Genomic DNA, 20175 nt, shown 5'->3' with positions numbered 1-20175 from the left:
CTCAGGCCCGCTCGATCTTCAGCCAGCGGGCGCAGGCGAGGTAGGCGATGGTGACCACCGCCATCAGGATGATCGACAGCGCCGAGGCTAGCGGAAAATCGCCACGCCGGCCGATCTGCATCATCACCAGCTGCGGCATCAGAAGCTCGTTGTTGCCGCCAAGGATCTGCGGTGTGATGTAGTCGCCGATGCACAGCACGAAGGTCAGGAAGGCGCCGACCATGATGCCGGGCAAGGTCAGCGGCAGGATGACATGCAGGAAGGTGCGCACCGGCCCGGCGCCGAGATCGGCGGCGGCCTTGCGGTAGCTCGGGCTGAGCTGCTTGAGGTTGGCGAAAATGGTCAGCGTCAACAGCATGACGAAGAAATGCACGAAGCCGGTGACCGTCGCGAGCCGAGTGTTGGCGAGCTGCAGCGGCTCGCTGATCAGGCCGGACCCGGTCAGCGCGCGATTGATGACACCATTCTGCGCCAGCACCAGCAGCCAGGAGTAAGAGCGCACGACATAGGAGGTCCAGAACGGCAGCACCGCCAGCATCAGCGCCAGCCTTTGCCAGCGCTCCGGCACCTGTTCGGCGAGAATCCAGGCGAATGGATAGGCGAGCAGCACCGAAACCACGGTGACGATCGCCGTCACTTGCAGCGAGTTCACCATCGCCTGCCAGTAGGAGGGGTTGGTGAAGAACTGGCTGTAATTGCCGAGCGTGAAGCCGCCGCCCTCATGCGCCGTCAGGCTGGAAAACCCCATGGCGATGAACGGCAGCACGAAGAACAGCAACGTCCAGCCCAACGCCGGCGTGACCAGCGCCCAGGGCAGGGCACGGCCCGCCCGGGGCAGGGCGCGCCCGCTGTTTCCGGCTGTGCTCATGAGCGGTATCTGCTCATTTCGCCTGCAGCATTTCGGTCCACATGTCCTGCATCTTCTTGTCGAGATCGGCGTTTGGCGCCGGATAGGCCTGGGCGCGGGCAAGGAAGCCCGGCTGCTCGTCGAAACGCAGCACCTTCTTCTGGTCGTCGGTGAGCGCCGCCTTAGTGTTCGCCGGCATGCCCCAGTAGCAGGAGGAGGTGGCAAGCCGCGCCTGGCCTTCCGGGCTCATAATGTATTGGATGAATTTCAGCGCCAGATCCTTGTTCTTGGACTCCTTGAACATGGCCAGCGACTGCGACCACAGCACCGCGCCTTCTTTCGGGATCGAGAAGTCCAGCGCCGGGTTCTCTTTCGCCAGCCCCGCCGTCACCCATTCGCCCCCGCCGACCAGTATGTCGACCTCGCCGGTCGCCAGCGCCGTCTGGCTGGCGGTCACTTCGCCGACCAGTTTGGCGTTGGCCTTCATCTTGAGAAGCTCGTCCTTGAGGGCGGGAAGGTCGGCTTCGGTCAGCTCCGCGGTCTTCTTGCCGATGGCCAATGCAGCCATGCCGATGACCGGCAGGTAATAGTCGTAGATGGCGACCTTTCCCTTGTACTTGTCGCTGGTCAGCGACGCCAAGGACTGCATGTCGGCCGGATCGACCTTGGTCTTGTTGAAGCCGATCGTGTTGTAGCCGAATTTTTCGGTGATGCCGTAGCGCTTGCCGCCGACCACGGTGGAACCGTCCATCTTCACTTGCGGGAAGAGGTCGGCCAACGGCAGCTTGTCTTCCGGCAGCGGCTCGAACAGGCCCTTTTCGACGCCGCGCGGCACGTCGATCGAGTCGATCACCATCACGTCCCAGTCGCCTGGCTGCGACTGTTCGACGATGGCGAGCCCAGCGCCCGTGCCCTCGAATTCCTTGACATTGACCTTGACGTTGTTGGCCTCCTCGAAAGGCTGCAGCAGCGCTGGATCGGAATGGTCGCACCAGATCAGCGCGTTGAGATCGGCTGCCTCGGCGAGGCTGCCTGCCCCAAGCAGCAGTGCCGTGGCGGCGCACGCCGCGTGCAGATGGCGCTTCAGGGCGGAAAGTGGTTTTCCGGATTTGACGGACATCGAGTGTTCTCCCTTGCCTTTGTGGCTTCTTGCAAAAAGTTGAACCAATTCTAAAATTGAGTCAATTCTGTTTTTGTGGCAAGAGGCTGATATGAGCGGATTGCGGGCAAGGCAAAAGGCGGACCGGCACAGGCGCATCATCGAGGCGGCGGCAGCGCTTTTTCGCGAAGCCGGCTATGAGGGCGCCAAGATCGAAGCGATCGCCAGCCAGGCCGAAGTGTCGATCGGCACGATCTACAATTACTACGAGAACAAGGGCGACATCCTCGGCGCCATCGTCTCATTGGAAGTCAATGAGGTGCTCAACGCCGGACGCGGCGTCGTCGCCCGGCCGCCCGCCAATGTCGGCGATGCGCTGGACACGCTGATCGGCATCTATATCGAGCACTCGCTGCATTATCTCAGCAAGGAGATGTGGCGGCAGGCCATGGCGATCTCGACGCAACTGCCCGACAGCCCGTTCGGCCAGGCCTACACCGCGCTCGACCGCTCACTCACCGAACAGATCCGCGCGCTGATCGCCCGGCTGCAGGAGATTGGCCTGGTGCGGAGGGATATCGATGGCACAGCACTCGGCGAACTGATCTTCAACAACATGAACATGATGTTCATCGAATTCGTGAAGCGCGACGAGGCGAAGATACCGGAGTTACGCGCGGCGATACGCAGGCAGAACCGGATATTGGTGGCGGCGATCGGGGTGTGAAGTGGCGCGCCTAAATAGTCGCCCCCCGAGTGAGCGGCAGAAAATCTTGTTATAATTGTTCAATTTTGATGCGGCGGCAAACCTAAACTTTCCACATTAATGAGTTGTCTCGACACGTATCAGTCAGCAAACCAGCTATCTGTCGCGGCCACGCTGCCAACGCCTAAAACCCTAGCACCCACAGAAGCCGCAAGCGAAGTTTCTGCTATATCTAAAAGCTCCAATGGAAATCTATGCCCTCGGGAGCAAATATCTACAGCAACGTCCTCGGCAAAAAGCGAAGATCGCCTGATTCTTTCAGCGCCAAGGCCAAAATGAATCATAATATTCTTCTCTTGCGCCGCCTCAATATATGGGAGCGCAGTTTTCCAGTCAATATCTTCCCTTAATACAACCTCATTCAATACGTCAGATATCATATCGAGATATGCTTCGCTAAGAACAGATGGATCAGGAAATCTATTGACTATGGCTAACCATGCTGATTTTGATGGTCTCTTAAGTATGAAAACATAAGTCAATCGATCTGAGGGCGTGATGGGTAACGGACCACTTGATTTCTTTGAGCTCTCAACCTGTGTTCGATAATTTGATTGTAAGCGCATTGCGTTTAAAGTTTTCACGAGCGCAGTCCACTCGGGCACGCTCATTTCGTCAACTGCCTTCGTGAAATCACCCGGCAATTTTGCTATCATCTTCTCGGGTAAAAATAAAAATAAACAGAGAAAGAAAAACCTATTCCAAAGTAAATCTTTGCCAGAGAGAAACTTTAACTCTTCGCTCCACCAGTTAAGATTTAAAGCGTTCTGCCGAGCACGGCATGCGAACACTAAAAGGCGCCGATCATGTCCGTCGCCTTCAGAGAATTTATATCTCATCTTATTTGCAATGGCGGCCGCCATCTGCATGAATGCCCACCTGTCACCCCATACGATTCGGCATTGCTCTATAAACGAGTCCCAAGGTTCCGCGTCTTGGCGCAGGTTTCCTAACGTCGATTGCAGTAGGGCTTCGGACCTCAGCCACAACGACGCCATTGCAGGACCTCCCAACGCATTCAGGTCAAGATCCTTTAGGCGTTCTTCTGAATCTGGTGCAGCGTAACGGTAGGAGTGGCGGTGTATCGTGGACCAGAGAGGGGAGTCCTGGTTTGCCTCTCGGATATCGATGTGCAGAACGCTAGTAAGCAAGAATGAGACATTCATGTAGAGGTGACCTATCGCTGAGACCCGGGGCTGAGGGCCGTGGATCGAAAAATAGCCAGGGCCCCCGTCAAGGAACAACTCCTCCATGAGTGCTTGCCATAGGTTTCCCTCCTCTATTATATCAAATCGTTCGGCCCAAAGAAATCGAGACAATAACTTGCGCCCAACTCGCTGATATAACTCAAGTCCATCCGCAATATCCATTTTTTCAATTATACCGAAATAGCTTCCTATGTCACTCCACAGAGCCTTGTCTTCCAGCGAGTCCAATAGGCCGAGCCAATATTTGTGTAACTCGTCTGCAGTCATGTTTGCAGACATGAAGGAGCTTGCAGCATAGCGTCGGTCGGATGGGCATCGCCTTTCCATATACTCTCGGCAGGCGACGAGAAGCCGGTCGCGAGCATCTCCTGGTGGCAAGGTAAACGGAGTATCGGCTTTGCCCACAAAACGTTTAGAAAGGAGCAATGAAAACGTTGGCTCAGTAAGATTATTCTTTACGAGCCGCATGACAAGTCTTGGCTGTTGACTAAACACGTGATCGGCTAAAAGCGTGACGCGCATCTCTGGGATATGGCTCAAATATTTAAAATCTCCTGAGGCTTCGATTGACTCAAGGCCATCTATCAGAGAGGACAACTCGCCGCTACTATAGCACCCGGCAAAGAATCGTGTAACGTTAAGCCAATAAAAATTCCTGGCAAGCCCATCGAATCTATCAGGAAGCGCGCCCGGCTTGTGGTCTCCGGATGGGGAATAGGGTGCTGTGTCATGCAAGTATCTTGCTGCAAAATACTCACGTAATGGTTGGACTTCGAATTCGAAAGTTCCTTGAACGCGAGATACTAGAGCAACTACTCGCTCAACGATGCCGGTAAAGAGCGCGTCTACTTTATTCGTTTGGTAACCTTGCCGCTTCAAAAAAGAATCGATTGTCTCTCGAAGTCTCTGTTCCGAAATTAACCCTGTCCCCTTTTCGCTTTCCGCCTCTACGTGAAGCATCCAAGCAAGATATCTATGTATGTTTATAAGAAGTACCCTATTATCTCGTACAACTGCACTTTTTTCAGCCTCTCTGTCTAGAAATATATCTATGTATTTGTCGTACAGTGCGGTTCGTTTGTCGGGAAGAGACGCTCCCTGAACTGAAATGAGCGTCAATAAAATCGATAGCTGCATTGGATTGTATGCCAAGTTTCTGACGTGCGCTTGGCTTAATTTTTCAGTAAGAACCCGTATTACCTCGCGCTTTTCGTTGACGTCGCTTTCTCGCCCATCGAGCCATTTTTTGGCGTATTCAAGTATCGCGGGCGTTGACAAGGCGGTGATTTGCACATGCTGCCATTCGTCATGGGGAAATCCGGGCGAATTTGCGAACGCTGCTGGGCGGCTTGTGACAATAAATTGGAGGGAGAGCGCGCTCTCTTCAAGGCGAGTAGCCGCGTTGGACACCTCCGTTACAATTCTATTGCGAAGCTCCGTGTCTGCAACTTCGTCGAAGCCATCTAAGACAATTAGCAGCTGTGCCTGTTTCGAAATTGATGTTAGGTCGCTTGCTGAAAATGTGTGCCCGGTGTTGCTGGAGATATGAGCAGCAATAAAGCTCTCAAGAACATGGCTGCTGGCTTGCGTCCGTCTCGCGGACGGGTCGTCACTGAATGGATCAAGCCCTCCAAGCCAGCGACCATAGTCGCGCATATCAAGTCGAAATGGAATTCGCGAGTCGTTTGGCCTGTGCTCCTGTTTAATTGCGCTGAGCTCAGGCTTGGAAAGAAGGGACATTCTGTGGATTTGACAAAGGTATTGCGTAATAGTCGATTTACCTTGTCCCGGAGCGCCTTCTATAACGACCCTTTTACATTGATCTACAAATGGTCTGTACAGCAAAAGTTGTAGAGCACCTGGAAGTTTCGCAGTGTCATTCGTTTCTCCAGTTCTGGAATGCAGGCCGATTGAGCGCTGATCTACGAGAGTTGCATTGATCATCTGCACCCACTCCGCATGTGCTTGCGTATCGTGTGCGGCAACGATGCGAGCCGGGACATCGACAAACAGGTCTTGAATCGGCCGCTCGAGATCCACTTGCTTGAATTTCAGCTTTTGATCATAGCGATATTGGTGCGCCATAAAGGCACGTAGTGCATCAGTTCGAAGTTGCGATGATGAATCTCCTTTAGTAGAAAAAAAGTATTCCAGTAGGTCGGTGGAACGGATAATTTCCGGATAACTCCATTTAATCGCAGGTTGTCCGTCGACGCGGCTTTCGATATCATCTCGCCACCAGCAATGTGTTTCAATTCCAAAAAGTTCTGATAGCTTTTCATTGATTTTATCTATAGAACCCGCCCCCGGGTGGCTAGTGCCGATGGCGCTCGTTATTAAATAGTAAGATGTTGCTCCTTGAGAAATCAATTTTTCTACTTTACTGGACTCTGTTTCGACAACAGAAGACACAATGTCACGGGAGTCGCGAGTAGAAGGGTCTCTTACATATTTGACTTGAAATACGACAAATCCTCCGGTGCCAGATTTATTCCAGATTCTGGAAAATGCATCTCTGCCTCCATCCGGCTGTCCGACCGGCAAGCATTGTAATTTTGGAAATTGCTTTATCAACAAAGCTTGAGAAAATTGCTGAAATCGTTCGTCGCCTAACGCTTCGAGATTATATCGCAACTTCTAGTCCCCCCAGAATCGACTTTCCATTATCATATAGACTGTTCCGAACGATCTATCGATCAGTGCAGGCGAACGCACTGGTTTTGTCGATGACACTCTTCGAGCCCCTATAAGTTCGTCTGAACCGTGAACGCATTCTGGTCGGTGCTAGGCGCTTCAAAAAGCTGCTGAGTTTCTTGTGGCTTCGGGAATTTCATCCGAACTGGTGCCTCCTGACGGAATCGGAACACCGACCTTCGGTTCAGAAAACCGTTGCTCTACCAACTGAGCCACAATGGCACGGCGCTCCGGCTATACGCCGCCAGAGCCGGATTTTGGCGGCGGCGATCGGGATCTGAGTGGGATTGCGGCTGGGCGATGGGCCAGATCGGCTGAGTGGTGTGGGTGTCTTTAGTGCAGCGAAACACTCGAGAGCCGGGCCATAGAGGTGCCTAAGTTCAGTGCGTAGCTAGGCACATGCGGATAGTGTGTAGGAGGGGCAATGCGCATCTTTTTCGGGGTTCTCCTGGCATCCGGTATGGTTTCCAGCCTTAGGCGCTGACATTGAAGGGTCCATGAAGCAATTTGGCCTCACGGGCGCGTGGTCGGCGGATTGCAGCAAGGACATTTCTCAGCCGACGATGGATAGAGTTACGTTTGCGGTACCGTCCGGCGGAGGGGCGACAGCGACCATCCTGGACAAGCACGGCGGCGTGTTGGTTACCACTGTCGATGAAATCACTGAATCGGCAATCGTTGCCGGCGATGAAATCGGGATCGGCCTCCACCCCGTAACGGTCACCCGATCAGATGGCAAAACGGCATCCCAGCACGACTACGACAATATGCATCTTGTCTTTCAGAAGGTGGGAGCAAGGATCGAGGTGGTTCGGGTCCGGTTCGAAGGCCTGCCGGAAATCCAACGGTCGGCTTTCTTTGAGAAATGTCCAAACTAGAGGATTGATCATATCGGCGTGGGTTATGGCGGGTGGAAACTGGTGCCCCCGGACGGAATCGAACCGCCGACCTTCGGTTTACAAAACCCCGAGACCGCACATAACTGGAAATCATTATAGGTAACCGGTTATGCCGTAATTTATTGAAAATACAGAAAAATGCCGAAAGATCGATCCAGAAACTATCACTACACCTCCTTGCGCATAATCGGCAGTGTTGTTACCTTTTGTCACCTTTATGGCGATTTGAGGTAACACAGCTATGCCGAAGTTGAAGCTCACCGATGCCACTATCAAGGCGCTGCGGCAGCCGCAGAGCGGCCAGATTGATTATTTCGACACCCTGTTGCCGTCGTTCGGCGTACGCGTGGCATTTACCGGGCGTAAGACCTTCTTCGTATTCGACCGCGTTGGCGGCAAGCTCAAGCGAATGACGCTTGGCCGTTATGGCCTTCACCCTCTGCTTGGCTTGGCCGAGGCGCGCGACAAGGCGAGGGCCTTCAAGGCCAGTGCCGAACGCGGTGCCGATCCTGTCGTCGAAGCGAAGCGGCAAGCGGCGGCGACCGGCGCCGGCACGTTCGGCGCGGCGGTCGAGAGCTTCCTGGCCAGTGAGAAGCCGCGCCTCCGCCCGTCGTCCTACCGCGACCACATTACTTTTCTGCAAGGCCCTCTCGTGGCTGATTGGACAGGCCGGCAACTCGCGTCTATCAGCCGCGCCGATGTGGCTGCGGTTCTCGACAAGATGAAAGACCACGCGGCCACCAGCAACCGATCCTTCGCAACCATGCGCCGGTTCTTCAATTGGTGCATCGACCGCGATCTAATCGAACATTCGCCGACCGACCGCATGCGTGCGAGGTTCGCGCAAGCCCGGCGCGACCGGGCATTGAAGCCCGACGAACTGGCGATAGTGGCGGCAGCATTGCGCGATGACGACGCAACACTTCGTGTCATGTACGGCGTCAAAAAGGCCACCGGCTTGGCCGGTTTGTGGTGCGATTTCTTCGAGGTGTTGTTGCTAACGGGGCAGCGGCGCAACGAAGTCGCTGGCATGATGTGGGATGAGTTGCGCGACCTTGATGGCAACGAACCAGCCTGGGAGTTGCCGAGCAGCCGCTCCAAGAACCATCGGCCGCATATCGTGCCGTTATCGCCTGCGGTCGTCGCGATCCTGAAACGGCGCAAGGCGCAAGCGGACACCGAACGGAAGATAGCGGAAGCCCTCGCAAAGCAGAGCGGCGGCAAACTGGAGCGCCTGCCATTTGTCTTTTCGGGCAGTGGCGGCAAGGAACCCGTCTCGGGTTTCAGTCGTGCGAAGGCCACCCTCGACAAGCGCGTGTCGACGGTCTGCAAAGCCCTTGGCCGTTCGGTCATTGAGCCTTGGACGGCGCACGACCTGCGGCGAACGATGGTCACGGGTATGAATGAGCTTGGCGTGGCTCCGCACGTCGTCGAGGCGGTCGTAAACCACGTAAGCGGCGCGGCCAAGGCCGGCGTGGCCGGCGTCTATAACCGGGCGCTCTATCTGATCGAGCGCAAGGCGGCTTTGAATGCCTGGGCTGCATATGTGGAAAAACTGGACCCGCCGACGCAACGCCGATGATGCACCCCACTATCGGGGATGGTGGTTAACCTAAGCGTGGAGTCTCCGCGTCTAAACGCCAGCTACTACAGGAAACATTCTTCATTAGCTTCGACCTAATCGGGAGGGGCCGGGTTGTCGAAACTACTGATCGTTGTGCTGCTGCCTTGCAACCCACTGTGTGTGTTCTCGCGAGAAGGCTTGCTCAGCTTCATTGACAAAGATCGAGAAGGCTGCCTCTCCGTCAACCTCTGCGATCTTTCCTTGAATGATTCCAATCTCGTGTGCCGTCAAAGTAAATGATGCGGCAAGTTCATTGAATTTCTTAACTTGCATCCAGCCGAGCACCGAGGAGGCCAAAACGAGCACTGGTTCAACAGGCCAAATTGACCATTCAGGAAGAGTTATCCTGCTCAAAGCAATCCCTATTGCCACCGCGTAAGCACCAATTCCGAACAGAAACCATCGCCTGCTCGCTTTCTTATTGGCGGATGCCTTCTTTGCATACCATGCGCGTTGTTCTCGGACCCGATGGAGATCGTAGTACGATTTCCTTTGTTCAAGGGCCAGCGCTCGTGTGCTCTCCATACTTTGAGTGACCTGATGCTTTGCGGCGCTATCAGGAGGCATTTTGTTACCGATGTGCCGGTTCGCTTCAAGGATTCCGAGTAAATAGTTTCGAAACTCAGCCCTCCGCACCGCCAGGTTGTCTGCATCACCAAACGGCTCGGCTCGCATACAGTACTTCCAGACCGACGTTTTTATCGACTCGGCAAGTGCTCGGCCGCGATACCAGTCCTGCTCTGGCTTCGTGGAATTGCGCCAAATCATCAATCCCAAAGATGCAATGATTATACCGGCTGTAGCTGCGTGATGGTATTTATTATCCATCACCTCCATAACAAAAACTGCCGATGTAATCAGCAGAACGTATTCCCACCAAATAAGTCGAAGGTAGAACTTCTGCGACCTGTCCGATAGTTGGCTAGCTGTTTCGTAGAGTGCTGGGTACTCGAATGCCGAGGCGACTTCGGCTGGAGTTGCGTTCATGGCGTTATCGCCCGTATGCCGGCTACAATGGAAGCCGAGTTCCAACTTACCATCATTGTGGCTGCGTCGGAAACCGCCTTGGGAGTGCGCTCTGCTCCCCAAGGGACAATGCCAAGGATGGGCTTTCCCAACAGCTTGGCAAAATCTATCTCATATTGAATCCAATCGCTATGACTCACGTACATGCCCGCGACAATCACGACACATTGGACCGGTCTAATTTGGCTTTTTAGTTGATCACCCAATTGCGCACTCGTGAGACCATCAAAGGCCTTCGATTCAGGCACTGAATAATTAGTCCAAATGAAATTACTCGCATCATTCAGGAACCTGACGGCGCGCTCATAGCCATCACTGTATTTCCATTTATGACTTATAAAGAGCCGGTAGTTGTGTAAGTACGGCATAGGTCCCCCCCGAATAGGGCTGACTATGATGGAACGTCCGATGCCGGCCAAGGTGTTTATTTCTAAAAACACAGCAAAATCTTAAATGCATTCGATAGGATTGGGCCCCCACTGGAGAGCTTGACGCATCCAATCGTATCTTGTCCATGCTGCAATGAGACAGGCAAGGGTGAAGGACGCCGTCCTACAGTGAAACTCGATGCGGGGGCCGGGTGGAGAGGGAAAAATGTTCAACTTGATTGTGCGCTCGGCGGATTGGGATACGAATCAAGAGGCCATGCCTTTGGATCGCGTATTTGAGTACACAAACGAGAATCTTGCCGCTTACTATAGGCAAGGCAACACCGTTCGGCTTGATGAACTGGCCCGGATGCCGTGCCTTTTCATGAACGAAGGCATAGGCACCGAAACCGCTTACGTCGGCCAGATCATCCAACCTCGTATTATTGGCGGTCAGATAGTTTTTGAGTACGCGATTGACCGCGACGTGCCTCCTTTGCAAAACAGCTTCATCTACGGAAATCGGATTATGCTGGGCATGCCCCAGGAATTCGAGTTTTCTCGCAATCACTGGGCAATTAAGGAAGTCGACCTTTATCGCTTTCTTCTGAGAACCGTCAGACCACGCCGCCAACGCCCAACTGTTTTCCAGATTGCCGAGCATGAGAACGTTGAGCCAGCTCTCGCGTCCGCAATGATGCCTTTCGATGGCGCATTCAACCCGGTTTATACGAGCATTCAGGAAGCAGCAGCCAGCGTGGGTCTACGTTGCCGCCGCGCAGATGATATCTGGGAGAATGCCGCGATAATCCAAGATGTAGTTACACTTATCGACCGCTCGCGTGTTGTGATCTGTGACTGCACTGGTCGAAATCCGAATGTCTTCTACGAGGCGGGTATCGCTCACACCTTAGGACGGGAAGTTATCCTTATCACACAGAATGGAAACGACATTCCGTTTGACCTGAGACACCTCCGCCACATTCACTACCTCAACAACGGTGAGGGGCGCGCGGCGCTGGCCGCTGCCTTGCAAGCTCGGCTCGAAACTATCTTCGGACACTAGTCTGAAGCCACATGGACGAGCTAGCGATGGCGGCCTCTGAGCGGGTGCCAATCTGAGGTGCCGCCGCAGGAAGCGACACGCTGCCAAGGTTTCGACTCGGCAACGTGAGCAGGACGCGGCGGCAGAGCCGTACAGATGGACCCGCGCCGCTTGCACCGCCGTGTCAGCTCGCCGGGGCGCCGTGCTGGTAGTCGGCCGCCTTACCTGGGCGCGCACTTGGTAGGTGCCGCATTGCGGCGGTCAGTCTGGAACGCCAGCCCCGCTTCGGCGGGGCTTGTCGTTGCGTCGTCGTCCTCGCGATATATGGCCGCTATTTCGCCCCGTATCTTGGAAAGCCGCCGCCGTTCGGCCTCGCCGGCTTCAAACGCCTCGGCTGTTTCAGTCACCTTCCGGCGCAAGGTATCGACAGTGAAGCCTCTCGGAAGCGGGAAGCGGAGCATCGAAAAGCTGCCAAGCTTGGACGTGCAGAACATGGCAGGTTCGGGAGGCCACGGCGCACTATCACCAGTGGCCGCGAAGGCATCGAGAACGGCGAAAATCTCGTCGCTGGCGTTGCTGAAATCGGCTCGCATGATGTAGCCGCCGCCACGGCACACCGGGCAGTTATTGCCGTGCTCGGGCACCGGCCGAACTAGCGACTTTCCAGTGCCAAGGCAGGGCGGGCAAGGCTGCCAGTCCTGCACGGCAGTCGAGGCCACAATGCCACCGTTGCAGCCATCGCATCCGAAGTTGAGCGCGTCGAGGTCATGGGCGGGCCGACCGCAGCCGGCGCAACGGCCGATCGGGGGAAGTTTCAAGCTGTGAATCATGACGTATAGAAGTCCTTATCGAAAGTGCTGGAAGATTTGGGCTGGCGGCCATATGCCGGGCTGAAAACGTCATAATCCGTGCCCTCAGCAAGGCGGCCACGGGGCTTGCGGCGCTTAACCTTGTTCATCACGACGTTTGCGTCGCCGCCGCCTAGCAGCACGTATTGCAACGCCTCGGCGATGTGGCTGGGGAAGTTCTTCGCCGGGTGTTCGTCGTGCGCAAGCCCGTTCACGCTCGACCGCAGAGCGCGGTAGTGATAGCCGCCGTTGCAGGCTTTCCGGAGTGTCGAACAACTCGGCGAGATGAGGACGCCGGCCTTGCCGTCGACAAGCCGTCCAAACGCGGCCAAAACAACCTCCAGCCGCATTGTCCAGTCGTTCGAGGGCGCCGGCTGGGTTTTCCAGCCCGTGTACTCGCGAAAGATTTCGATGGCTGTCCGCTCGTCCGTTTGGGCGCGCTGGGTTCCGGCCGGGTCGGCATAGACCGCCGCCACGCGGTGCGCCGGATAGTTCTGCGCTACGTGCGCCGATAGGGCCTGGGCAAACCGCACCACGCCCGTGTCTTCGGTGCAAAGCTCGCTCAGGATCAGCCACCGGCCGTCAACAAGGCGCTGAGCAATAACGGCTGCGGGGGTCAAGCCCCAGTCGACGCCGATCAGCAACGGCAGATCGGGGACGGCGGCCAGGGGCGAGGCGGCCACATGCACGCTGTCGCGGAAATTGGAATAGACGGGCTTGCCTTCCTGTAGGTGGCCCCAATCCCCGTGAACATAGACCTTGACCCATTCGATGTCCTTACCCGCGAGCAGCCGCTCGTAGTACTTCCGGCCATCGGGCAGGTTGCCGATATTCTCCGCGTCCGGGCTCAGGCCGGAGGGTTGCCGGAAGAACTCGAAACCTTCGGGGCGATCGTCGTCGCGCGCGAACAGGTTGTAGAGCCAATGGTCATCGGCGCACGGATTGGTGTCTAGGATAATGCCCGCCCAGGACGGGCCGCCTGCGACCTTCGCCGGGAAGCGCCCGACGCGGCCAGTGAGAGCGTCGAAGATGGCTTTGGGCACCTCGCGCGCCTCATTGATCCAAGCCCCGGTAAGCTCCAGCGAGAGCAATTTTTTGACATCGTCCTCGGAGTCAAGCGCCAGGAAAATCACCTCCATATCGATGTCGCCGGTTTGCAGCTTGTAGGTCATCGGCGGGTTGTGGTTCCATTGGCCGGTGCCCGCCGTCCAGTCCTTGAACGTCTTGACAGTGGTCAGGCTCAATTCTGGATAGGTGCTTCGGATCACGGCAAACCGCGTCCGCCGCTTCCCGTCAGGGCCTTTCCGCTGTTCGGCGGCGCGCCATAGCAATTCCATCGCGCAAGCCGACGACTTGCCCGAGCCAAACGGCCCCATGATCAGCCGGACAAAAGCATCAGTAGCGTGGAAGCGCTCGACGGTCGGGCCGGCGTATTCATAGACGACCTCACGAAGCGGGCCACCGCCGCCTTGGCCAAGAGCCGTGCTGGTCATGAGGGCGGCATTATTCATCGGAGCCGCGCCTTTGGCCGGGGAAGATGAACGCCACGTCGCCCTGATGCCGGATATCCATCCGGTCATTGAGGTGGCCATGTAGCTTGGCCAGGAGTTCGGACGCGCGCACGGCTGCCGTCGCATTGCCGCTGCTGTAAGCGAACTCGCGATCCGCGACCATGTTGGCGGAAGCCTTGTCGAAGTCGTAAATCGCGCGACGGCTGAGCAAACTGTCGATCGCAGCAAGCGCGGTGCGGATTTCGGGCCGCTTCATGAGTTGATGCCCGCTCGCTTTTGCCCGATTGCGCAAGCCGCTGTAGCCGGTCGAGCGAACCGCCGCAGAGGCGTTTCGCCCATTGATGATGAAATGCCGGACGAAATCGGCTTGCTGCGGTCGCAGCGGCTTGAGGATGGCCTCAAATGCCGCTTGGTCGCTGGCGCTTAGACCAGCGGGGAGCGGCGGCGGTGCGGAAACGGGGAAAACGGTCGCGTCGAGCTTGCCGCCGCCGGAAGGCCGGCCACGGCGTTTGACCACGGGAGTGGCTACGGGAACGGGCAGATTTTCAGTCATTGTTGAGGTTCGCGATTTTGGGCCGCGCCAGGCATGGGCGCGGCAATAAAGATCAAGCCTTCGTGGCGCGGGAGACGACGATTTGAAGGCCCTTGCGCTCGGCCAGGCGGAGCGCGTGCAGCGGATGGGTAGGCGCCATCAGGCTGGTGACGTAGTCGGGCCGCGCTTCAAGCTCGCTGAGACGCGCCTTGGCCACGGCCGGGTCAGTCGGCACAAGCGGCGAGCCGTCGTTGGGGTCGAGCCCCAACGGAAATTCCTTGAGGAAGTCGGACGGGAGCGCGTTCACTGGTTGCCTCCGGTCTTGGACGGAATGACGTTGCTGGACATAGGGGCGTTTTCCTTCTGGTCAGTTGAGGCTGGAAAGCGCGAGCAAATCGGCGTTGCTAGCCTTGATGCGCTCGGCGATGTGCGTGGCCAGAGGGCGGCCGTTGGCATCGCGCTTGCCGTGGATGGCGTCCGCGTAGAGCCATTTCAGCCCAGCGTCGTACAGGTTGGCGTCAATGCCTTTGCGAATGTCGCCGTGATCAGCAAGGCCGGCACTGGCCGGAATGGCGAGTTTGATGTCGGTTGTCGCGGTTGCCAGATCGGCGACAGCGCGGCCCAGGGCGGCAATCGCAACCTCGGCGCGGTCAGCAGCCTCGTCCCGCTTGGTCGCCAGCGCCGCGACTACCGCTCTTTCCTCTCTCCGCCGGTTGGCTTCCTGTTCGGCAACGACAGCGACGCGGCGTTCCTGCAATGCGGTAGCACGCTCCTCCTCAAAATAGAGATCGCCGGCCAACTCGTTGAGCTTGGCGCTCGCATCTCGTGCCGGCTTGTCGTTGCCCTCGCTGGCCAGGCGCTCGCGAATGAAGGCTCTTGCCTGCTTGATCTTGGAAGCGATGGCGCTGGCCGCTTCGTGAGCGGCTGCAATCTGCTTGTCGATGCCGGCAAGCTGGTCTTTGAAGGGAAGGACGGAAGGCACTGCGGTACTCCATAACGGGCTAGGCGCGTTTGCGCGGTTTCGACTTGATGAGACTAGCTTATCACAAGTAAAAACCAGCAAACAACCCAATTATACGAAGTAAATATATTACGGATCGGCAATACGCATACTAAGAGATAATAGAAGATACCATCATATACTTATTTATCGATGCATAGTCGCAAAAATAATAGGGGAAGCGGCGAGTCGGGATGTGGCGCTGAACCATAGCCACGAAAGAGAGCAGGCTTTTCAGAGCGCTCGGCTCCTTGGGGTGTGCATGCCGGCACACCCCCTCCGGCTGGAAGCATGCTTGCCGCGCGGGTCGAGCAGCCACAGGGAGAGCGCTGCCACAAAGGCGACGAGGTGTCCGATAAGGTATACCTTTTTAGCACGGCCCGATTGACTGTACCCTTTGCGTCCATTATCTTAGTGTCCACATTGGTCTAAAGCGAAGGGTACATACATGGCCATCGTCGGATATGCCCGAGTGTCCAGCACCGGGCAGGATTACGAAACGCAGGTGGAGAAGCTGACTGCGGCCGGCGCCACCAAGGTTTTCAGCGAGAAGCAATCGGGCCTCGACCGGAACAGGCCGGAATTAGCCCGCTGCCTGGAATACGTGCGAGAGGGCGACACGCTGATTATCAGCAAGCTTGATCGGCTGGCGCGGTCGACCGGCCATTTGCATCAGATCGCCGACGAGTTGGCGGCCAAGGGCGTGGGCTTCAAGGTGCTGGATGATAGTGGTGTCGACACGACCACGCGCACCGGCAAGCTTGTTTTCGGAATCCTGGCGAGCATCGCCGAGTTTGAGACGGCGCTACGCAAAGAGCGCCAGATGGAGGGCATCGCCAAGGCCAAGGCGGCGGGCAAGGCAGGCGGCAGGCCGCCGAAGGTGACGCATGAGGTGGTGGCGCAGATCAAGCAGGCGAGGGCGGACGGCCTCTCAATTCGCCAGACGGCGGCGCTGGTAGGATTCTCAAAGGCCACAGTGCAGAAGGCCTTGGCGTAGCCTGTCGTCTGTCGAGTTTCATCAATCCCGTTTCAAAGAGGCCGCTTGCCTTTATTGGCAAGCTCCTGCTCTCGCTTCCGTCTAGCCAGCACATCCTGTTGGATTCGCCGCCAAACCATCCGGTTGAGGACAAATATGACCAAAGGCAGGCCGATCATTAGAAGCGCCAATTCGCCTAGGAGGTAGAAGTTATCCATCGCTTCTCGTTACCCCAGGAGGTTCCCGGTCAGGACACTTTGGCGGCGGCCAAGGCGCGGCCGTCAAGGGGTTGCGGGTAACGTTTTGTTGTGTGCGTCCCTCATCGAGGGGCTTAAAGCACCGCCCAGCCGCGCGTACCTTGAGCAATATGGATTGGGATGACGACGACGAAGATTACGACGATGTTGTGGACCCGGACGGGGCTCCAGCCTGGATACATTTGCTTAGTCTAAGCCTACGAGAATGGCGCCGTTCCCAAATTCTAAAAGGACGCGACCCAGACCCATATATCGAAAAGCAGCTCGTCGAAGCAGGCGAGTGGCCGCCCAAGGCGTAGGCCTGCAAAGCGCGCACGCGCGCGAGCCGTGCCAATCCTGGTCCTCAATTCCGCCGCTTCGCCAGATCGCCGCTCGGCGCCTCGCTACAGCGCACATTCTGCCCGCCGCTGCCATGCCCTCGCATTTACAGCGGCTAGACCACTAATTGGAAGGCGGGGAGCGCTCGGCCCTAGCCGGGGGCGCTTCCAACGCCGCCTGGGGGTATGGGGGTATGATAGGTAGGTAGGTTGGAATCGGGTTGGAACCGGCCGCAAACCCATTCGCCGCAACGGTTTCGCCCCTCTCGGCTTCCAACTTGTTCCAACCCAAAAATCGAGCGTTGGAAATCAGGTTGGAAATGGCCCACCGGAAAGTAGCCTGCGGTAACGATGGGGATCTTCCGGTACACCGAAATGCCCCTTGGCTGCCCTTCCAACCTTCCGAGTGCGCCAACGCGGATTTAAAGGTTGGAAGGGTTGGAAATCACGCCGCCTCGGCGGTTTGCGCAACACGGAGGATGCGGCTTCGGGGTTTGGACTGCGGCCCTTCCGCCAGAGAGCCGATAACGCCGGAAGCAAAAAGCCTGTTCATCGCCGCTTCCAGTTGGCGCTTGTCGATTATGCCAGACCGCTCATCCTTGGCAAACTTGGCAGGGGCGTAAGTCGGCCCCCACGCGGCGCTCACATTCCTTCCCTCAGCCGTGTAGGCGTCCAGCAAATCGAGGAACACGCGGTCGGCCTCATGGATCGCCGCTTCGCGTCCCTCCGCCGTCGCTTCGGCGCTGCCCTCGAACACGCCGTTCTCCCATCTCAGCTGTATCGTCGCCCCGGCCCGGCCGTAGTTTGCCTTGACGGCGGTTAGGGTGCGCAGATCGGGGTGTTTGTCACCGTCGCCGTCTCGCGTCAGTTGGAGCCGCGAGCGCACGGAGTTGTGCCACGCGGTCGAGCCCGACGAGCCCGCGCCCGCACTGAGGCCAGAGGTGTTTAGACCAGCGCGGCTCGGGTGCGCTAGGGGCATGAGAGCGGCATTATGCTCGATGGCCACGGCGCGCAGCTGAGCAATGAAGCCTCGCGCGTGGCTGCGCACATTCTCATTGCCGGCGAAGACATCGGCCAGGGTGTCGAGCACGACGAGCTTGGGCTTAAAATCGCTGATCACGTCGACAAGTTCGCGCCAGCGCGGCGTAAACTTGAGGCGATCCCGATCACCGGCGACTGCGAGCGCGGGGTCGTCGGCTACCAGGGAGACGACTTTCAGCTTGGCGGCCAGATCGCGAAGGGAAATGCCCTCCCGACTGGCAATGTCGGCGATGCGCCGATGCAATTCAGCCTCGTCGTCTTCGGCCGTCAGGTAAATGGCTCGGCCCGGCCGGACGCGAAGCCCGAGCCACGACCGTTCCGCCGCCGTAGCGACGGCAAGCTGCATCGCCAGCAAGCTCTTGCCGGTGCCACCATCGCCGTAAAGCAGCGTGACATTGTTGCCGGGTATCCAGCCCTCGACGTGCCAGTTGCGCTCGGGAATGGGCTGGCCGGACAACGCGGCAAGGTCGAGGGTAGCGCGGGCCAGGACGCCCGATTTCCCGTTGTCGTTCGCCGCAGCACCAAGCACCAGGTCGTCGGGTATCTCGTCGAACTCCAGTTCGATACTGGCCGAGCCGGGGCTGTTCTGCCCATATGCCGCCGCGTGCTCCACGATCGCCGCTAACTCCTCACGATCCCAAGGCGGGCTGCATCTCTCGTTCCAATCGGAAAGAATGTCCATCGCGTCTAGCGCCCCATCGGCGGACAGTCCAAGGTCTTTGAGGCGCGCAGCGACGCGGTAAGCGTTGTCGTTTCCCCCTTGGCCGGCAATCGACGGCGGAGCGTCCCGCAAGTAGGCGAGTGCAGCGGTATAGGCCGCGTCGGTGTCCAGATCGACCGCCACGGCAAGCTCCACCCTGGGGGCCTTCGCGGAAGCCGCCGCAATGGCATCTAGAAGCCACGCCGGGAACGGGGCCAGGTTCGGCCTCCCGTCCTGCCGATAAAGCCCCTCCCGAGTGCTCTTGCCGTCTTCACGCGTGTATGAGCCAGGGGCGAGCAAGTAGCCGCCGCTGCCCCTAATATCGATGCCTGCGCCGATCTTGCCTACGCTATTCGGTACCGTCACGCCTTCCGGTAAGCGAAACAGCATGTGCCTGCCGCCGGACGGCGTAGCCACAGTGAACGTGTCCGGGATGGTCGCCCCGGCAGCCTTGGCCAGTTCGCGAAGCGTCGCCAATCCATCGGCGCCGCCTTTGCAATCAAGGTCCACGCCAACGATGCGAGAGGGGCCGCAGGCAATGCCGATATTGGGCGGTTCGGGGCAATCGAACCACGCTGCGAGCGTGGCCTCATCGGTCGTGGCGGCCCGATCCGGTTTGTCCATAAGGGGAGGAGTTTTCTTGCCGCGCACTACGGGGAAAAGATGCAAGCCGACCTTGGCCAGCCGGCGCGCCGTTTCGTAGCGGAACCTGTCCGCCAATCGCCAATCCGCTTCGGTCGTGGGCGGATTTTCTTCATTGGACGGGTCGGATTTGATATACTTATATTCTGACATTTCTCTGCACTTTCTCGGTTGACGTACATGGCCCCGTCGCGCCTCCAAGCTTCGGCGGGGTCATTCATTCAGGGGGGTGGGCATCACGGGGCGTCTATGCCTAACCGTCTGGCGTCAGGGGCCTTGGTCGCCGTTGGCAGCGTCCAGAACCACTCGCCGTCCTTGTCTCTCGTTGCCAGGAGGCCCATTGCACGGCGCGCACGGATAGCGGCACGCCAGCGAATTCCGGCGTTGCCGGTTCGGCGCATCGCCGTTCCAAGCTTCACCGGGCCTTTGGCCAGGAGGTCGACAAGAAACTCTCTGGCGTATTCGATCTCGATTTCTTCAATGTCGTCATTCATGTGAGGGCTCACGCAGGGTACGGCAGCGCGGGGTGCGCGGCTCGCTCGGGGCTCATTTGGGATTGATCCTGAAAGGGCGTTCTTGGCCGCGCCCCAGGCCATCTGTCAGCGGCTTGGCGGGATCGGCGCCAAGGTGTTCGCCCAAAAGCCCCTCGGTACAAAAGGGGCACGAATAGGATAGCAAATTGCAGCCGCCATAGTCGCGCCATTTATTTCTCGACGCGGTAACCATTGGATTCTTGAAAGCCTCTGCGGAGCCACTATTCGCGCAGGAATCTGCC

18 protein-coding genes and 1 tRNA gene are annotated in these 20175 nt (G+C 57.6%); 5 read left to right on the top strand and 14 right to left on the bottom strand.

Annotation, left to right across the window (positions count from 1 at the left end; all coding sequences use genetic code 11):
- Position 1: 1 nt before the first annotated feature.
- Both AC56QX_RS24865 and AC56QX_RS24860 read right to left on the bottom strand, forming a co-directional pair.
- Positions 2 to 868, bottom strand: coding sequence for an ABC transporter permease (locus AC56QX_RS24865; protein ID WP_497111146.1), 867 nt, complete (start codon positions 866 to 868; stop codon positions 2 to 4).
- Between the two features lie 13 nt (positions 869 to 881).
- A complete protein-coding gene (locus AC56QX_RS24860; RefSeq protein WP_497111144.1) occupies positions 882 to 1967 on the bottom strand; it encodes a polyamine ABC transporter substrate-binding protein in 1086 nt (361 codons plus the stop codon).
- Positions 1968 to 2058: 91 nt separating this feature from the next.
- Between AC56QX_RS24860 and AC56QX_RS24855 the strand changes: the two genes are divergently transcribed.
- Complete coding sequence (locus tag AC56QX_RS24855; RefSeq protein ID WP_497111143.1) at positions 2059 to 2673, top strand: TetR/AcrR family transcriptional regulator; 615 nt, start codon at positions 2059 to 2061, stop codon at positions 2671 to 2673.
- 119 nt (positions 2674 to 2792) lie between these two features.
- Here AC56QX_RS24855 and AC56QX_RS24850 read toward each other — a convergent pair whose 3' ends face one another.
- Together AC56QX_RS24850 and AC56QX_RS24845 are read right to left on the bottom strand one after the other, a co-directional pair.
- Positions 2793 to 6554: an NACHT domain-containing protein gene (locus AC56QX_RS24850; protein WP_497111142.1), complete on the bottom strand. Its 3762-nt coding sequence runs from the start codon at positions 6552 to 6554 to the stop codon at positions 2793 to 2795.
- Between the two features lie 206 nt (positions 6555 to 6760).
- Positions 6761 to 6828, bottom strand: a tRNA-Arg gene (locus AC56QX_RS24845).
- 283 nt (positions 6829 to 7111) lie between these two features.
- Here AC56QX_RS24845 and AC56QX_RS24840 point away from each other — a divergent pair.
- Positions 7112 to 7492, top strand: coding sequence for a hypothetical protein (locus tag AC56QX_RS24840; protein WP_497111141.1), 381 nt, complete (start codon positions 7112 to 7114; stop codon positions 7490 to 7492).
- A 262-nt stretch (positions 7493 to 7754) separates the two neighbouring features.
- On the top strand, positions 7755 to 9095 hold the full coding sequence (locus tag AC56QX_RS24835; RefSeq protein WP_497111140.1) for a tyrosine-type recombinase/integrase: 1341 nt from the start codon (positions 7755 to 7757) through the stop codon (positions 9093 to 9095).
- Between the two features lie 123 nt (positions 9096 to 9218).
- Here AC56QX_RS24835 and AC56QX_RS24830 read toward each other — a convergent pair whose 3' ends face one another.
- Positions 9219 to 10124: a DUF4231 domain-containing protein gene (locus tag AC56QX_RS24830; RefSeq protein ID WP_497111139.1), complete on the bottom strand. Its 906-nt coding sequence runs from the start codon at positions 10122 to 10124 to the stop codon at positions 9219 to 9221.
- Entirely contained in the window at positions 10121 to 10531 is a 411-nt protein-coding gene (locus AC56QX_RS24825) for a TIR domain-containing protein (RefSeq protein ID WP_497111138.1), read from the bottom strand. Before AC56QX_RS24825 ends, AC56QX_RS24830 begins: the two co-directional genes overlap by 4 nt.
- 226 nt (positions 10532 to 10757) lie before the next feature.
- On the opposite strand from AC56QX_RS24825, the gene AC56QX_RS24820 reads away from it, so the two are divergent.
- Positions 10758 to 11597 carry a hypothetical protein gene (locus AC56QX_RS24820; protein WP_497111136.1) on the top strand — a complete coding sequence of 280 codons (840 nt, stop codon included), beginning with the start codon at positions 10758 to 10760 and terminating at the stop codon, positions 11595 to 11597.
- Between the two features lie 200 nt (positions 11598 to 11797).
- On the opposite strand, the gene AC56QX_RS24815 is transcribed toward AC56QX_RS24820, so the two are convergent.
- Genes AC56QX_RS24815 through AC56QX_RS24795 form a run of 5 tightly spaced genes read right to left on the bottom strand, consistent with a single transcriptional unit; the run spans position 11798 to position 15449 of the window.
- Positions 11798 to 12406: a hypothetical protein gene (locus AC56QX_RS24815; RefSeq protein WP_497111135.1), complete on the bottom strand. Its 609-nt coding sequence runs from the start codon at positions 12404 to 12406 to the stop codon at positions 11798 to 11800.
- Positions 12403 to 13935 carry a phage terminase large subunit gene (locus AC56QX_RS24810; protein WP_497111134.1) on the bottom strand — a complete coding sequence of 511 codons (1533 nt, stop codon included), beginning with the start codon at positions 13933 to 13935 and terminating at the stop codon, positions 12403 to 12405. The genes AC56QX_RS24815 and AC56QX_RS24810 overlap by 4 nt, the downstream gene beginning before the upstream one ends.
- Entirely contained in the window at positions 13928 to 14488 is a 561-nt protein-coding gene (locus AC56QX_RS24805; RefSeq protein ID WP_497111133.1) for a terminase small subunit, read from the bottom strand. The genes AC56QX_RS24810 and AC56QX_RS24805 overlap by 8 nt, the downstream gene beginning before the upstream one ends.
- Positions 14489 to 14540: 52 nt before the next feature.
- Complete coding sequence (locus AC56QX_RS24800) at positions 14541 to 14774, bottom strand: hypothetical protein (RefSeq protein WP_497111132.1); 234 nt, start codon at positions 14772 to 14774, stop codon at positions 14541 to 14543.
- Positions 14775 to 14834: 60 nt separating this feature from the next.
- Entirely contained in the window at positions 14835 to 15449 is a 615-nt protein-coding gene (locus tag AC56QX_RS24795) for a hypothetical protein (protein ID WP_497111131.1), read from the bottom strand.
- A 466-nt stretch (positions 15450 to 15915) separates the two neighbouring features.
- Here AC56QX_RS24795 and AC56QX_RS24790 point away from each other — a divergent pair, with 466 nt between their 5' ends.
- The gene (locus AC56QX_RS24790; protein ID WP_497111130.1) at positions 15916 to 16464 is read left to right on the top strand and encodes a recombinase family protein; all 549 of its coding nucleotides are present in this window, start codon (positions 15916 to 15918) and stop codon (positions 16462 to 16464) included.
- 32 nt (positions 16465 to 16496) lie between these two features.
- On the opposite strand, the gene AC56QX_RS24785 is transcribed toward AC56QX_RS24790, so the two are convergent.
- The 3 genes from AC56QX_RS24785 to AC56QX_RS24775 form a co-directional block, all read right to left on the bottom strand.
- A complete protein-coding gene (locus AC56QX_RS24785) occupies positions 16497 to 16661 on the bottom strand; it encodes a hypothetical protein (protein WP_497111129.1) in 165 nt (54 codons plus the stop codon).
- Between the two features lie 801 nt (positions 16662 to 17462).
- Positions 17463 to 19553, bottom strand: a complete 2091-nt coding sequence (locus AC56QX_RS24780) for an AAA family ATPase (protein ID WP_497111128.1) — start codon at positions 19551 to 19553, stop codon at positions 17463 to 17465.
- Positions 19554 to 19636: 83 nt separating this feature from the next.
- Entirely contained in the window at positions 19637 to 19894 is a 258-nt protein-coding gene (locus AC56QX_RS24775; protein WP_497118069.1) for a hypothetical protein, read from the bottom strand.
- Between the last annotated feature and the right edge of the window lie 281 nt (positions 19895 to 20175).

The sequence above is a fragment of the Mesorhizobium sp. RCAM 06353 genome (genome assembly GCF_059683585.1).
This window is presented reverse-complemented; position numbering and strand designations above follow the sequence as displayed.